We start from the raw sequence: 15,808 nt of genomic DNA on the forward strand, positions 1-15,808 counted from the left end.
GGCCTTGACCTGCGAGAGGTCCCGACAATCCGCCCTCCTCCACTGGGAGGGGAGAGGTTCGGAACACCAAAAAGGCCGCGGCCCCATCTGTGGGGACCCGCGGCCACTGGGAGGACTCCCGGCCTAACTGCTAGGCCGGAGACTCCGTGGACACTTCCCCACCGCGCCACGAGGGCGCTGGGTCTCTTCGAGGTGTGAACCGTTCCGGTGACGGAGCTTGAACAGCCCCAGTCCGCCCGGTTCGCCGGTGCCGACAACCCTGCCGAGGGCATACGACATATCCGCGCGCGCACCACTGCCATTGGCGGTGCCCCAGGCACCCATGAACGGGCCGAAACCGGTGATGATCGTGTTCATTAGATCGGAGCACCTCCTTCTGTCGTGTGGCCGCAGGGATCTTCTCCCGCGACGGGCGCGAACTCGATGACGTAAAGACTAGGGCGCGTCGGCGAAAATCGGCAACCTATTTTTGACCTGCGATTCCGCCCGGATCCGGCCGCGATTCCGCGACGTGTCTCAACTCCCGTCCTCCTCGTCGAGGACGCGGATGAGCCCCTCCTGCACCACCGAGCAGACCAGCTCCCCCGAACGGGTGTAGACCAGGCCGCGCGCCAGGCCGCGCGCTCCGTGGGAGACCGGGGTCTCCTGGGCGTACAGCAGCCACTCGTCGGCGCGGAAGGGGCGGTGGAACCACATGGCGTGGTCGAGGCTGGCCATCGAGATCCCCGAGAAAGACCGTCCGTGCGCGATCAGGACCGTGTCCAGCAGGGTCATGTCCGAGGCGTAGGTCATCAGGCAGACCTGGAGCAGCGGGTCGTCGGGGAGCCTGCCCCCGACCTTGAGCCAGACGAGGTTCTCGGTGCTGCTGAGGCTGCGGTCCTGCTGCACCTCGAAGGAGAGCGGGCCGACGGGGCGCATCTCGATGGGGTGCCAGGTCGCGAACCTGGGCACCTTGCCGAACGCGTGGAAGAGCCGGTCCCGCATCGTGGGCAGCTCCTCCGGCGCGGGCACCTCGGGCATCGGCATCTGGTGCGAAAGGCCGGGCTCGACGTGGTGGAAGGACGCCGACAGCGTGAAGATCGCCTTGCCGTGCTGGATCGCCGTGACCCGGCGGGTGGTGAAGGAGCGGCCGTCGCGGACCCGGTCCACCTCGTAGACGATCGGGACCGACGGGTCGCCCGGGCGGATGAAGTAGGCGTGCAGGGAGTGCACGAACCGGTCCTCGGGGACGGTGCGTCCCGCCGCGACCAGCGCCTGGCCCGCGACCTGGCCGCCGAAGATGCGCTGCGGGCCGCCGTCGGGGCTGCGGCCCCGGAAGATGTTCACCTCGATCGGCTCGAGGTCGAGGACGTCCAGCAGTTCCCGCAGGGACTGGCCCGTCTCGGCCTCCGCCGGTTCCCCCGGGGCGGTCGCCCGCTTTTCCCGCTCGCTCACGCTGTCTCCCCTTCGTCCGCGCCGGTTCGCTCGGGCGCCTCTCCCGCGCACAGCGCCAGGACCGCCTGGCCGTAGCGCTCCAGCTTCACCGCGCCCACTCCGGAGATACGCGCGAGCTGCGTCGTGCTGGACGGCACGTGCTCGGCGATCGCCTGGAGGGTGGCGTCGGTGAAGACGACGTAGGCCGGCACCTTCTGCTCGGTGGAGACCCCGCGCCGCCACTCCCTGAGACTCTCCAGCAACGCCTCATCGTAGTTCGACGGGCAGTCGAGGCAGCGGCCCAGCTTGCGCTCGGCGGCCTCGAGCAGGGTCGTCCCGCAGACCCGGCACTGGGCGGTCCTGGCCTGCTTGCGCCGCTCGCCGCGCTGGGCCGCCAGGGACGGCGAGGCGGGCCGCAGGCCGTCGAGGAACCGGGAGGGCTTGCGGGACTTGCGGCCGCCCGGCGAGCGCGCCAGCGACCACGACATGCTCAGGTGCTCGCGGGCGCGGGTGACGCCCACGTAGAAGAGCCTGCGCTCCTCCTCGACCTGCTCGGGCTCCTCCGCGTAGATGATCGGCAGCATGCCCTCGGTGAGCCCGACCAGGAACACCGCGTCCCACTCCAGGCCCTTGGCGGCGTGCAGCGAGGCCAGGGTGACGCCCTCCAGGCCGGGGGCGTGCTCGGTGGCCGCGCGGGCCTGGAGCTCGGTGACGAAGTCGGCGAGGGTCGCTCCGGCCCGCTCGGTGGCGACGTCCTCGGCGAGCTGGGCGAGGGCGGCCAGCGACTCCCACTTCTCGCGTGCCTGGCGCCCCTCGGGCGCCGTCTCGGTGAGGCCGATCTGGGGCTGCTGCAGGATGTGCCGGACGGTGGCGACCAGGGGCGCGGCGTCGTCGCCCTGGGCTGCCCCGCGCAGCGTGTGCAGGGCCTTCTTGATCTCGGGCCGGTCGAAGAACTGGGTGGCCCCGCGCAGCGTGAAGGAAACCCCCGCGTCGCCGAGGGCCTGCTCGTAGGCGGCGGACTGGGAGTTGACGCGGAACAGCACCGCGATCTGCCGGGCGGGCGTGCCCGACTCGATGAGGGCGGCGATCTTGCGGGCCACCGAGGTGGCCTCGGCGGGCTCGTCGTCGTACTCGGTGTAGGCGGGCTCGGGGCCGTCCGGACGCTGGGCGACGAGCTCGAGGTGGTGCTCGCGGGCGGTCCCGGCGCTGCCCGCGGCCCTGAGCGCGGTATTGGCGACCTTGACCACCTGCGGCGTGGACCGGTAGTCGCGCACCAGCCGGACGAAGGTGGCGTGCGGGTAGGCGGCGGAGAAGCCGGTGAGGTAGCCGGGGGTGGCCCCGGCGAACGAGTAGATGGTCTGGTTGGGGTCGCCGACGACGCAGATGTCGTCGCGGTCGCCCAGCCAGGCGTCCAGGAGGAGCTTCTGCAGCGGGTTGACGTCCTGGAACTCGTCGACGACGAAGTAGCGGTACTGGCTCCGCACCTGTTCGGCGATCTGCGGCGAGTCCGTGATCATCGCGGCGGTGAGTTCGAGCATCGACTCGAAGTCGAGCAGGTTGCGCTCGCGGCGCAGCTCCTCGTAGGCGTCGTACGCGCGGGCGACGTCGCGGGCGGGCATCGGGGGGGTGCGGTTCGCCTTGGTGACGGTGGCCTCGTAGTCGGCGGGACGGGTCTGGGTGACCTTGGACCACTCGATCTCGCCGGCGAGGTCGCGCAGGCCCGTCCGGTCGAGTTGGAGCCCGCAGGCGCGCCCGGCCTCGGAGACGAGTCCGAGCTTGCTGTCGACGAGCGTGGGCTTGGGGCCGCCGATCGCCTGCGGCCAGAAGTAGGAGAGCTGGCGCAGCGCGGCGGCGTGGAAGGTGCGGGCCTGCACCCGGGGGGCGCCCAGCGCCCGCAGCCGCCCGCGCATCTCCCCGGCCGCCCGGGTGGTGAAGGTCACCGCGAGGATCTGCTGCTCGGGGACCACGCCGGTGGCCACCGCGTAGGCGATGCGATGGGTGATGGCGCGGGTCTTGCCGGTGCCCGCGCCCGCCAGGATGCACACCGGGCCGCGCACCGAGCGGGCCGCTTCGAGCTGTTCGGGGTCCAGACCGCGCAGGATCGCCTCGGGTGAGGGGGGCGGTCCCGCGAGCGAGGGCGCGGCACCTCCGGGGAAATCGGTCGGGTGCGCCGCGCGGGGTTCGTCTGGGCCCATCAGCCGTGTCTCCAATCCAACCCGGTCAACGCGGGCCTGTGTCAAACGGTTCGCGGTCCGCGTCCTCCTCCTGGAGCGTGTCCGGGGAGCGACTCCGGTTCCCACGGGCCGCTTCGGGAGCGTTCGCCCGGTCCAGTCTCTCAAGTATCCGCGTGTCCCCGTGCGCACTCGCGGAACCGGCGCCCGCCCTGTGGACGACCGGCGCGCGCCCGAGCGGTCCGTGGCCGGATCCGGCCAGGCCGGAACGGGAACCGGGGCGGCGCCACCCGCGTCTGAACCGGCACTGATCGCGAAGGGAAGCTGGGCGCGGTTCCCTGCGTTGGAGTATGCGGCAGTCGTTCATACGGGCAAAAGACAGCAAAGAAACGGAACAACCCTATGACCATTCCCGCAACCGCGCAGATCACCATGTACACAACCCCCTGGTGCGGGTTCTGCAGGAGGCTGAAGAGCCAGCTGGCGCGCGAGGGCATCGCCGTCTCCGAGGTCGACATCGAGCAGACCCCGGACGCGGCGGAGTTCGTGATGAAGGTCAACGGCGGCAACCAGACCGTTCCGACACTGCTTTTCGCTGACGGTTCGGCGCTGACCAACCCGTCGCTGTCACAGGTCAAGGAGAAACTCGCGGCACAGTCGTGAGGGGACGGCCGCCGCTCGGGGTGAGCGGCGGCCTTTGCGTCCCACGGAGAATGGGGGAATACGTGACGCCTCACAGATCGGCGCGTGGCGAGCGCGAGGCCGTGGCGGGAGCGGGGGCGGGAGCGGACCTGATCCGCCGCACGGCGGGGGGCTGGCGGGTGCACAGCGGGGACGAGGAACTCCCCGACCTGCTCAACGCCATGGTGCTCGCCGATCTTCTGGCCGCCGAGGACGCGCGCGCCGAACCGCTGGCCGCGTCACCGCCCCGGGCGGGATCCGAGGCGTCCGAACTGGAGCGGTTGCGGGTGACGGTGGCGCAGCTGGAACACGCGCTGCGCACCCGCGTGATGGTCGAGCAGGCCATCGGCGTCCTCTCCGAGCGGCACCGGCTCACCCCGCGCACGGCGTTCGAGCGTCTGCGCCACGCCGCCAGGTCGCGCGGCCGCAGAGTCACCGATCTGGCCCGCGAAGTCGTCACCAGTACCCAGAACCCGCTGGTCGCCCTGCCCGAGGAGCTCGCCCGGCAAGGCGCGGCAACCCAACTCGGGCGGCCGCGCCGGGTCGTCGAGTAGGGAAGCTCCGGCGCGGGGGTGGCTCGGGCACCGGTGCTTCGGAGGCTTTTCGGCCTCATGTCGTGCGGATCGCGGGGTCACGGCGGGCGGCGACGGCGGGCGCCGGTCGGGGCCGCGCCCACGATGTCCGTTTCGCGCGGTTTCCGTTGGTGATCTTGCTGTTTCCCCCTGCAATCAAGGATTCCGGGGGAAAACAGCAAGATCACCGGACATTCGAGGGCCGATTCCATCCCCACTCGGAATGATCATGGGCTTTCCGCCCTTCCAGGCCCCGAAACGGGCAGAAAACTCAAGACCGTCAACAAAACCACCGGTGCCCGAGTCATCCCCGCGCCGGAGACTCCCTAGACGGACCGCTCCCGCGCCCGGGGCCTTCGGCACCGGTCCCGGACGCGGCGGCCGGCTTCTCCCCGGTCACCACCCGCCGGGCAGCTCGCCCCCGTACCAGCGCTCGAGGAGCTTGCGGGCGATGGAGACCGGCCCGGGCAGCAGGATCTCCCCGCTCTCGGCCGCGGCGGCCAGCTCCTCGCGGCTGAGCCAGCGGACGTCGGTGATCTCCTCGAGGTCGGTTCGCGGCGCCGTGCCGACGGCCCTGGCGAAGTAGCCGAGCATCAGGCTGCGCGGGAACGGCCACGGCTGGGAGCCGAGGTAGACCGGTTCGTCGACGGCCACCCCGACCTCCTCCGCGACCTCGCGGACGACGGCGTGCTCCAGGGACTCGCCCGGCTCCACGAACCCCGCCAGGATCGAGTAGCGGTTGTCCGCCCAGTTCGGGTTGTGCGCCAGAAGGCACTGCTCGACGCCGTCCACGGTCCGGTGGACCAGCATGATCACGGCCGGGTCCATGCGCGGGAACTGCTCGCTGCCGTCGTTCTCGCAGATCCGCACGTGTCCGGCCGCCTCGATCCGGGTGGGCGAGCCGCAGCGGGGGCAGAACCCGTGCCCGGCGTGCCAGTTGGCGACCGCGACGGCGTGCGTGAGCAGGCCCGAGTCGCGCCCGCTGAGCAGCGCGCCCACGTCCCGCAGGGAGGTGATCTTGGTCTCGGGCCCCTCCTCGAGCTCCACGCCCTGCTCGGCGCGCACCGCGAAGTAGGCCCGCCCCTCGCCGTCCTCGCCCAGCAGGTAGCGCTCTCCCCCGGGCGCCTGGTCCGGGCTGCGGAACACCAGCTCCGGCTGGTCGGTGCCGGTGCTGATCAGCGCTCTGGACTGCTTGGCCAGGAGCGCCGGCCAGCCGTGCTCCCGGATGTCGCCGCGCTCCAGCACCAGGACCCGGGTGCGGGGGTCGGCCCAGGCCGCCGCCAGCCACTCGGTGTCCCTGCGCCGGTGCCCGGCGGTGTCCAGCATCCCCCGGGAGAGGGCGGGGGTCGTCGACCACTCGTTCAACTGTCTCCTCAACGGTTCAACCGCGCAGCGCGGTGGCGTAGGCGTCCCACAGGTAGGCGACGCTCTCGGCGCCCTTGAGCAGCAGCGGGATCTCCACCTTCTCGTTGGGCGCGTGGATGCGGTCCGAGTTCAGGCCGACCGCGACGAACACGAGCGGCGCGCCGAGGACGTCCGCGATGTCGGCCTCGGGCCCGCTTCCGCCCTCGCGCGTGTAGAGGACCTCGGAGCCGAACGCCCTGGCCATGGCCTCACGGGCGGCCCGCACCCCCGCCGACTCCAGGTCCGACGCGCACGGGCGCACGCCGGGGCCGCCGAACCCGATCTCGGCGCGCAGCCCGTCGGGCAGGTTGTCCAGCACGTACCGGCGGACCCGCTCCTGGATCCGCAGCGGCTCCTGGTCGGGAACCAGCCGGAAGCTCACCTTGGCGTGCGCCGAACGCGGCACGATCGTCTTTCCGCCCGCGCCGGTGTGCCCGCCCCACATGCCGTTGACCTCCGCGGTGGGACGGACCCAGACCCGCTCCAGGGTGCTGTACCCGGCCTCGCCGACCGCCGCGGCGCTGTTCGCGGTCCGCAGCCACTCGGCCTCGTCGAACGGCAGCCTGGCGATGGCCTCGCGCTCGCCCGGGGAGATCTCCACGACGTCGTCGTAGAAGCCGGGGACGGCCACACGCCCGTCGGCGTCGTGCATCCCGGCCAGGAGCGCGGCCAGCGCCCGCGCCGGGTTGGGCACGGCCCCGCCGAAGGAGCCGCTGTGCAGGTCGGTCCCCGGTCCGTAGACGTCGATCTGGCAGTCGGTCAGGCCGCGCATGCCCACGCACATCGAGGGCACGTCCGCGGCCCACATGGTGGTGTCGGAGACGACCACGACGTCGCAGTCGAGCCGGTCGCGGTGGCGGGCGAGCAGGTCGGCGAAGTGCGGTGACCCCGACTCCTCCTCGCCCTCGACCAGGAGCTTGACGGTCACGGGCGGGGCGTCCGCGCCGGAGGCGGCCAGGTTCGCGCGCAGGCCCAGGGTGTGGAACAGCACCTGGCCCTTGTCGTCGGAGGAGCCGCGTCCGACCAGCCGATCCCCGACCACGGTCGGCGTGAAGGGGTCGGTGTCCCACGCCTCGACCGGGTCCACCGGCTGCACGTCGTGGTGCCCGTAGACGACGACCGTGGGCGCGTCGGGATCCGCGGCGGGCCATTCGGCGAACACCGCGGGCAGCCCCGGGGTCTCCCAGACCTCCACCACGGGGAACCCGGTGGTCCTGAGGTGCCCGGCCAGCCACTCCGCGGAGCGGCGCACGTCGCCGTGGTGCGCGGGGTCCGCCGAGATCGACGGTATGGCGAGCCAGCGGCTCAGGGTCTCGACGAACCCGTCCCGGCCGGCTTCGATGTAACTGCGCGCGTCCATCCGCGGACCCCGATCACCTCAAGTACGTCTTACGGCGGTTACGAGCCTACGACGTCGGGCGCGTCCTCCCGTTGGCCCCGGCGGACCGGGAGAGCCCCCTCCCGGTGCCGCCCCCGCGCGGAACCGCACGGTCGAGGGAACCGAAAGCCTTCCCCAAACCGCTTCCACCCGAGGGAACCGCGGTACCCGATGGGTACGTACCGGGCAGCGAACGGCCGTCGCAGGGGCACTCCTGCCGACTCGCGCCCCTCAGTCGTGGAGGGGCTCCCGTCCCCGCCGGTGAGGTTCTTCTCGTCTCACCGCCGGTCACCCGTCCGGAAGGACCGCTCATGATCGAGCTGCCAAGACGTGTCCGAGACCACGCGCTGACACTTCCCCCCGACCGCTTCCCCGTGTGGGTCTGCGACCTGGACCTGCTGGACGAGCGGACGCGCGGGGTGCGCGCGCTCCTCCCTCCGGGGGTCGAGCTGCACTACCGCGCGCAGGCCGCTCCCGACCCGGGGGTGATCACCGCGCTGGCTCCGCGCGTGGACGGCTTCGAGGCCGCGTCGGGCGACGAGCTCGAACGGGTGCGCGCGGCCGCGCCCGGAGCGCGGACCGCGTTCGGTGGCCCCGGCAAGACCGCCGCCGAACTCGCCCGCGCGGTCGCGGTCCCGGGAACCGTCGTCCACGTGGAGAGCCCTGACGAGCTGCGCCTCCTGGCGAACGCCGGCGAGGCCGTCGGGCGCGACGTGGACGTGCTGCTGCGGGTGAGCCCGCCCCCCGTGGGGGACGGCGGCCCGGAGGCGGCCCCGGCGGGACCGGACGTCTTCGGGATGGACCCGGCGTCCCTGGTGGCCTGCGCGGCGGTCCTGGCCGCGAGTCCGCGCGTGCGACTGCGGGGGTTCGCCGTCCACGTGGCGCGCCCCCTGCCCGTGGACGCCATGGGCTCGCTGACGCGGGAGCTGATGGCCGCGCTGCGGACCTGGAGCGCCCTGTTCGACCTGGCGGACCCGTGCTACGCGATCAGCGGCGGGATGGCGGCCGACCGCTTCGACTGGGCCTGCTACGGGAGGTTCCTGGCGGCCCTGGTCCGCCCCGGGGAGACCCTGCGGATCACCGCGGGCCGGTCGCTGACCGCGGGCTGCGGCTGGTACCTGACCCGGGTGATCGACGTCAAGCGCACCCACGGCCGTGCCTTCGCCGTGGTCGACGGCCCCAGCGCGGACGTCGGGGACGCCGTCGTCGTCCCCCGGGACGACCCGGCCGCCTGGACCGCGCCCTGGCCCCGCCCGGCCCTGGAGGCCGAACGCGTGGCCGTGGCGGGGCGCTCCCCCGCCTCCGTGCCGGCACGGCCGAACGAGGTCGACGTCGACCGGCTGCGCCCCGGCGACGTCCTGGCCTTCCTCTCGCCGGGCACGCCCGCGCCGACGGTGCACTACGTCACCGGCGACGTCCGCCAGAGCCAGGAGAGCACCCCGGCGCCCTAGCCTCCCGCGTGTCCGTTTCTCTCGCCGGTCGTGACCTTCCCGGGGTCTCGATCGCCTCCGAGACCCTGAGAAGGCCACGACCGGCGGGTTATCCCGGGGCGGGGACCGCGTTGATGAGGGCGGCCAGGCCGTCGGCGTCGAGGAGGTCCGCGGGGCGCACGGTCTCGTCGGCGCGGACGTAGTGGAAGGCGGCGCGCACCCGCTCGAGGGGGACCCCGGCGAGCCGGGCCCAGGCGATGCGGTAGGCGGCCAGCTGCACGGCCACCGCCCGGCGCTCGCGGGCGGTGGCGGGCGGGTGCCCGGTCTTCCAGTCCACGACGTCGTAGCGGTCCTGGTCGGCGTCGTGGAAGACGGCGTCCATGCGGCCCCGGACGAGCCGGTCGCCGAGGATCGTCTCGAAGGAGACCTCCACCTCCAGCGGGGTGCGGTCGCCCCACTCGCTCGCCTCGAACAGGCGCTGGAGCTCCTCCAGGTCGGCGTCCCGCCCCGCGGTCTCGTCGGCGGCGCCGGGCAGCTCGTCCGGGTCCACCAGGCTCTGCTGCCCGAAGCGGTGCTCCAGCCAGGTGTGGAAGGCGGTGCCCCGGCGGGTGTGCGGCGCGGGCGGGCGCGGCAGCGGGCGGCGGATCTGGCGGGCCAGGCCCGCGGGGTCGCGCGCCAGGGACACCAGCGAGGACACCGTCAGGTGCGCGGGCAGCTCCACCTCGGCGCTGTCGCCGCCCGCCTGCTCGGCGTCGCGGTTGCGCAGCAGCAGCTCGGTGTCGCGCTCCCAGCCGTCCAGTCGGCGCCGCCAGGAGCCCTTCATCGCGGCGCGGTCCAGGAGCTCCAGGTACCGCTCCCCGGTCCCGTCCTTGGCGCGCTCCACCAGTTCGGCGGCGTCGGCGACCCGCTCGTGGTGGGCGTCGGGGCGACGCGGCCAGGTTGCGGGGGCCCGCTCGGCCATCTGCGGGTTGGCGTCGTCCTCGCCGGGGGCGGGGGTCCAGACCGCGACGCGGCCCGCACCCGCCTCGCACACCTCTCTGACCTCCTCCAGGAACACCGAGGGCCCGCGCTTCCCGGCGGTCTCGGCCCCCCAGTGGTGCCCGGTGCACAGCAGCGCGAACGCCGCCCTGGTCACCGCGACGTAGGCGAGGCGGCGCTCCTCCATGGTGTCGCGGCGCTTCTCCTCCTCCCGGAAGCGCTTGATGTGCTCGGCTCCCACGTCGACGAGGCCGGGCAGTCCGGCCCGGTCGCCGCGCAGCGGGAAGGGCAGCTCGGCGGGGCGCTCGGTCCAGCTCTTGCCCGTTCCGGGGCTGGTGGGGAACACCCCCTGGCTGAGGCCGGGCACCACCACCATCGGCCACTGCAGGCCCTTGGCCGCGTGCACGGTCATGAGCTTGACGGTGTCGGTCGAGCTGACCCGCTCACCGGGGTTGAGGCCGCGCTCGGTGTCCTCCGCCGAGTTCAGGAACGCGAGGAAGGCGCTGAGCGTGGGCGCGTCGCTGCTGCCGACGAAACGCACGGCGGCGTCCACGAAGGCGTCGAGATCGGCGCGGGCGGCCACCTGGTCGCGGCCGGGCCGGGCGCCGACCTCGATGTCGAGGCCGAGGGTCCGCTCGACCTCGGTGATCAGGTCGGGCAGCGGCTGGGAGACCTGGCCGCGCAGCTCGCGCAGCTCGGCGGCGAGGTCGCGAAGCCGCCGGTGCCCGGTCTCGGAGTAGCGTTCGGCGGGCCCGAGGTCGTCGAGCGCGTCGACGAGGCTGCCGGTCTCGGCGGTCAGGTCCAGGACGGTCCGGCGCAGCGGGTCCGCCTCCTCGACCGGCGCCTCGGCGCCTCGGCCGCGCAGGTCCCGGCGCGCCTCCTGGGCCAGTTCGACGGCGCGCTTGTTGAGCGCCACCAGGTCGCGCGGTCCGAGCCGCCAGCGGGGGCCGGTGAGGATCCGGGCGAGCTCGTGCCCCGCCGTGGGATCGTGCAGGACGCGCAGGGTGGCGACGATGTCGCGCACCTCGGGCACGCTGATCAGCCCGCCCAGGCCCACCACCTCGACGGGGATGTCGCGGGCCTCCAGGGCCCTGCGCAGCAGCGGGAACTGGGAGCGCTTGCGGCACAGCACCGCGACGTCGCCGTACCCCATCGGCCCGCGGGCCTCCTGCTCGGGCCAGGGCCGGCCGTCGGGCGCGTGGTGCTTCCTCCCGGACTCCTCCACGGCCAGCGCGATCTGGTCGGCGATCCACTCGGCCTCCTCGGTCTCCGTGCCGAACAGGCCGCAGGTGACCTGGCCGCGGTCGCGGCGTGCCGGACCGGGGTAGAGCACGGGGACGGAGTCGGCCTCGGCGCGCAGGTCCTCGGCGACGCGCTTGGCCACGGCCAGCACGCTCTCGCCGTTGCGGAAGCTCGTGGCCAGCTGGCGGACCGACGCCGCGCGGCCGGGGCGCTCGGGGAAGTGGGTGGGGAAGGCGGTGAGGTTGCCCGCGCTGGCGCCGCGCCACCCGTAGATGGACTGGCAGGGGTCGCCGACGGCGGTGACGGGATGGCCGCCGCCGAACAGCGCCTGGAGCAGGACCAGCTGGGCGTGGCTGGTGTCCTGGTACTCGTCGAGGAGCACCACGTGGTAGCGGCTCTTCTCGATGAGGGAGACCTCGGGGTGCCGCTCGGCGATGCGCGCGGCGAGCGCGACCTGGTCGCCGAAGTCCATGGCCTCCCGGTCGTTCTTGAGTTGGGTGAAGCGCTCCAGCAGCGGCAGGAGCTGCTCGCGGTGGCCCTGCGCGGCGAGCAGGTTCCGGGTGGCCGCGGCGGGCTTCTTGGGCAGGGCCTCGACGCGCCCGCGCAGCCAGTCGCCGAACCGGCGCACGTCGTCGGGGACGCGCAGGTGCTCGGCGAGTTCCCCCGAGAGCGCCAGGACGTCGTTGACGACGGTGGCGGGAGCCGAGCCCACCGCGTCCATCGGCCCCGAGTAGGTGCTGACCACGCGGTTGGCGAGCTGCCAGGCCACGGCCGGGGAGACGAGGCGGGTCCCGGGTTCGACGGCCTCGCGCAGCGCGTGGTCGCCGACCAGGCGCGCGGCGTAGGAGTGGTACGTGGAGACGGCGGGCTCGCCGTCCAGGACGTCGTCGGGGACGGCGTCCGCGCCGCGCAGCTGGTCGAGCCGCTTGCGGACGCGTTCGGCGAGCTCGGCCGCGGCCTTGCGGGTGAAGGTGAGTCCGAGCACGTTCTCGGGGCGCACGTGCCCGTTGGCGACCAGCCACACCACCCGGCCGGCCATCGTCTCGCTCTTGCCGGACCCGGCGCCCGCGACCACCACTCCCGGCCGCAGCGGCGCGGATATGACCGCGGCCTGCTCCGGCGTGGGTTCGGGTTGTCCGAGCAGCCGTGCCAGCTGCGCGGGGCCGTAGGCGCCGCGGATCGGGGTCTCGGTCATGGAAATCGGCGCGGCCGCGCCGTTCCTCCTCACTGCGGGTCGTCGAGCCGGGAGCCGACTCGAACACCTTTTCTATCCCATTCGCGGAACCGGCGGTGGGAAGGGGAGCGTCACACCTGGTCGCCGTCGCTCTGGGCCGGGCAGCTGGAGCGGACCGAGCAGTGGCGGCACGACCGGTTGACGGTGGCCCGGAAGGTGGCCCCGGCCATTCCGGTCGCCACCTCGCGGACCAGGTGCTCGGGCCACCGGGGCTCGGGGTCGTCCGCCAGGGCCGGCTGGGCCTGCTCCTTGGGTTTGACCCGGTCGCCGATCTGGACGAGGGCCGCGCCCCCCGGGCCGGTCAGGCCGTAGTGGTCGAAGGCGGCCTTGAGCACGGCCAGCTGGTAGACGCCGAGCTGGGGGTGGCGGCCGATCTCGCCGTCGGGCGGCGCCTTGCCGGTCTTGATGTCGATGACGACCCCGCGGCCCTCCGCGTCCCTCTCCAGGCGGTCGACGCGGCCGACGATCTCGATCCCGCCGATGTCGACCTTGAAGCCCTCCTCGGTGGCGACCAGCTCCCGCTGGTTCTGGTCCTGCCAGGTCATGAACCTGGCGACCATCGCCTCGGCCTTCTCGCGCTGCTTGTCGGCGTACCAGGGGCCGCCGAAGTCCAGCTCGGACCAGATCGCGTCCATGCGCCGCCGGATCTCGGGGAGGTCCGCGCCCTCGGCCACCAGGACGGCGATGGCGTGCACGATGCTGCCGAGGTTGGAGGAGACCTGCGGACGCTGCGCGCCCGCGGCGCTCTCCAGCAGCCAGCGCAGCTCGCACTCGCCGAACTTCTCCACCTGGGAGGGCGACACCCGGATCTGCTCGTCGTCCGCCACGAGCGGGCTCTCGTCGGAGGTCTCGGTGAGGGCGTACCACTCGGACGGGTCGGCCCCGCGCACCCCCGCCCGGGCGAGGCGGGCCAGGTGGGCGGCTGCCGCGCGGCGCAGCGGCTGGTCGGTCCGGGGGTCCGCCAGGGCCGACCGCAGGTCCGCGACCAGAGCGGGCAGCGACAGCGAGCGCCTGCCGGTGGCGACCCGCTCGGGTTCGCCCAGGCCCAGTTCGGCGAGGAAGCGCGAGGGGCGCTCCTCGGTGTCCTCGCCCCCGACCGCCGTCACGACGAGGTCGTGCCGGGCCCGGGTGACGGCGACGTAGAAGAGCCGCCGCTCCTCGTCCAGCAGTTTGGACACCACGGCGGCCGTGGAGGTCTCGGTGAACCCGGCGACCGTGTCGAGCAGCTGGTCGACCCCGAGGAGCGAGCCGCGCAGGCGCAGGTCCGGCCACTCCCCCTCCTGCGCCCCGGCCACCACGACCAGGTCCCACTCCAGGCCCTTGGAGCGGTGCGCGGTGAGGACGCGGACCGCCTCGCCCTGCGGGGCGTGCTCGGCGAGCGTGTCGGCGGGGATCTCCTGCGCCTCCAGGTCCTCCAGGAAGCCTTCGGGGGCGCCGGGCGGCAGCCGGTCGCAGTAGCGCGCGGCGCTCTCGAACAGCGCCACGACCGAGTCCAGGTCGCGGTCGGCCGCGGCTCCCCGGCGTCCGCCCGCCCGGCTGGCCCTGAGCAGCCGGTCGGCGAGGCCGGACCGGCGCCACACCTCCCACAGCACGTCCTCGGCCGAGGCGCCCTTGGCGGCGCCGTCGCGGACCAGCCGCAGCAGCGCGGCGATCCGGTCGGCGGGGGCGCGCACCTCGGGGTCGACCATCACGAGGTCCCGGGGGTCCTTGAGGACCTCGGCGAGCAGGACGGCGGAGGTGCGGTTGCCCCCGGAGTCGAGTTCGAGCTGGCGCAGCGCCCGGCCGAGCCTGCGCAGCCGGATGCTGTCGGCCTCCCCGAACGCGCTGGTCAGAAGCTCGTGCGCGGCGGCCTCGTCGAGGCTCTCCGGGTGCAGCGCACAGCGGATCAGCAGCAGCATCGGGCGCACCAGCGGTTCGGCGGCCAGCGGCAGCTCGTCCCCGCCCACGGCCACCGGGACGCTCGCCGCGATCAGGGCGCGGCGCAGCACCGGGATCTGCCTGGACGCCGAGCGCACCAGCACCGCCATCCGGGACCAGGGAACCCCGTCGACGAGGTGCGCGCGGCGCAGGGTGTCGGCGATGACGGCGGCCTCCTGCGCGGGGCTCTCGGCGAGCAGCACCCTGGCCCTGCCCTCGTCGGCCGCGTCGGCGGGCGCGAGGCGGCGGTGGGCGTTGACGGGGCCGCCGTCGGGGCTGGGCGCGGCGGGCAGCCGCTGGGCCAGGTGCCGCGAGGCGGCCAGCAGCACGGGGCCGCTGCGCCGGCAGACCCGGAGCGCGACCACCGGGGCGGCCTCCCCGGTGACGGCGCGGAAGCGGTCGGGGAACTCCAGGATGTTGCGCACGTCGGCGCCGCGGAAACCGTAGATGGACTGGTCGGGGTCGCCCACCGCGACGAGGTCGCGGCCGTCTCCCGCGAGGGCGCGCAGCAGCTCCTCCTGCGCCGGGTCGGTGTCCTGGTACTCGTCGACGAACACCACCTCGCGCGCGGCGCGCTCCCGGGCCTGGATCTCGGGGTCCGCGAGCAGGTTCGCGGCGACGCGGACCAGTTCGGCGTAGTTGAAGGTGGGGACCGGCGCGATGTCGAACCGGCCGATGTAGCGGTCCAGGAATCCGCCGGCGGCCGCCCAGTCGGCGCGGTCGTGCGCGCCGCCGAGCTCCTGGAGGCCGGGAGCGTCCACACCGCGCTCCTGGGCGCGCATCAGGAAGTCGCGCAGCTCCTCGGCGAACCCGCGGGTGTGCAGCACCGGGCGCATCCGCTCGGGCCAGGCGCCCGCGCCGTCGCCGATCTCGCCGGACAGCAGCTCCCGGACCTCCATCAGCTGCTCGGGGCCGGACAGCAGCCGGGGCGCGAGGTCGCCCGCGCGCTGGAACTCACGGCGGATCAGCGCGTAGGCGTAGCTGTGGAAGGTGAGGGCGAGCGGTTCGCGGGTGGTGCGCCGCAGCCGCGCGGTGATGCGCTCGCGCAGCTCCTGGGCGGCCTTGCGGCTGAAGGTGAGCACGAGCACGCGGGAGGGGTCCAGTCCCCGGTTCTCGATCCGGTCCACCACCGCCTCGACGATCGTGGTGGTCTTCCCGGTCCCCGGCCCGGCGAGCACGAGCATCGGGCCGCCCCTGTGGGCGACCACGCGGCGCTGGTCATCGTCCAGGTCCGGAACGGGCGCCGCGCGCTTCGCCCGCCGGACGAGGCGGTACGGGGATGGATTCACCTGCCCTAGTTCACCAGACTCTCCGGGCGGTCGCACCGCGCCGGCCACAGGACGGGCGGGGCCGCCGCCCCGTCTCCCTCCCCGCGGCCCCGTGTTCTC

At 73.8% G+C, this 15,808-nt stretch carries 9 protein-coding genes; 3 read left to right on the top strand and 6 right to left on the bottom strand.

The window, feature by feature from the left end; translation table 11 throughout:
* Window positions 1-516: 516 nt before the first annotated feature.
* Complete coding sequence (gene tesB, locus EV190_RS00165) at window positions 517-1,434, bottom strand: acyl-CoA thioesterase II (RefSeq protein WP_133739356.1); 918 nt, start codon at window positions 1,432-1,434, stop codon at window positions 517-519.
* Window positions 1,431-3,608: an ATP-dependent DNA helicase UvrD2 gene (locus EV190_RS00170; RefSeq protein ID WP_133739357.1), complete on the bottom strand. Its 2,178-nt coding sequence runs from the start codon at window positions 3,606-3,608 to the stop codon at window positions 1,431-1,433. Before EV190_RS00170 ends, tesB begins: the two co-directional genes overlap by 4 nt.
* A 378-nt stretch (window positions 3,609-3,986) precedes the next feature.
* Here EV190_RS00170 and EV190_RS00175 point away from each other — a divergent pair, with 378 nt between their 5' ends.
* Window positions 3,987-4,247, top strand: a complete 261-nt coding sequence (locus EV190_RS00175; protein WP_133739358.1) for a mycoredoxin — start codon at window positions 3,987-3,989, stop codon at window positions 4,245-4,247.
* Between the two features lie 62 nt (window positions 4,248-4,309).
* On the top strand, window positions 4,310-4,819 hold the full coding sequence (locus tag EV190_RS00180) for an ANTAR domain-containing protein (RefSeq protein WP_394345469.1): 510 nt from the start codon (window positions 4,310-4,312) through the stop codon (window positions 4,817-4,819).
* Between the two features lie 414 nt (window positions 4,820-5,233).
* Here the strand turns inward: EV190_RS00180 and nudC are convergent, their stop codons facing one another.
* Together nudC and EV190_RS00190 are read right to left on the bottom strand one after the other, a co-directional pair.
* Window positions 5,234-6,163 carry an NAD(+) diphosphatase gene (nudC, locus tag EV190_RS00185; RefSeq protein WP_133740071.1) on the bottom strand — a complete coding sequence of 310 codons (930 nt, stop codon included), beginning with the start codon at window positions 6,161-6,163 and terminating at the stop codon, window positions 5,234-5,236.
* Between the two features lie 55 nt (window positions 6,164-6,218).
* Window positions 6,219-7,601: a dipeptidase gene (locus EV190_RS00190; RefSeq protein ID WP_133739360.1), complete on the bottom strand. Its 1,383-nt coding sequence runs from the start codon at window positions 7,599-7,601 to the stop codon at window positions 6,219-6,221.
* Between the two features lie 329 nt (window positions 7,602-7,930).
* Between EV190_RS00190 and EV190_RS00195 the strand changes: the two genes are divergently transcribed.
* On the top strand, window positions 7,931-9,070 hold the full coding sequence (locus EV190_RS00195) for an alanine racemase (protein ID WP_133739361.1): 1,140 nt from the start codon (window positions 7,931-7,933) through the stop codon (window positions 9,068-9,070).
* A gap of 88 nt (window positions 9,071-9,158) precedes the next feature.
* On the opposite strand, the gene EV190_RS00200 is transcribed toward EV190_RS00195, so the two are convergent.
* Entirely contained in the window at window positions 9,159-12,464 is a 3,306-nt protein-coding gene (locus EV190_RS00200; protein ID WP_208112970.1) for an ATP-dependent helicase, read from the bottom strand.
* A 110-nt stretch (window positions 12,465-12,574) separates the two neighbouring features.
* Complete coding sequence (locus EV190_RS00205; RefSeq protein WP_133739362.1) at window positions 12,575-15,709, bottom strand: ATP-dependent helicase; 3,135 nt, start codon at window positions 15,707-15,709, stop codon at window positions 12,575-12,577.
* Window positions 15,710-15,808: the final 99 nt, after the last annotated feature.

It is taken from the genome of Actinorugispora endophytica, from assembly GCF_004363075.1.
Taxonomy (GTDB): domain Bacteria; phylum Actinomycetota; class Actinomycetes; order Streptosporangiales; family Streptosporangiaceae; genus Actinorugispora; species Actinorugispora endophytica.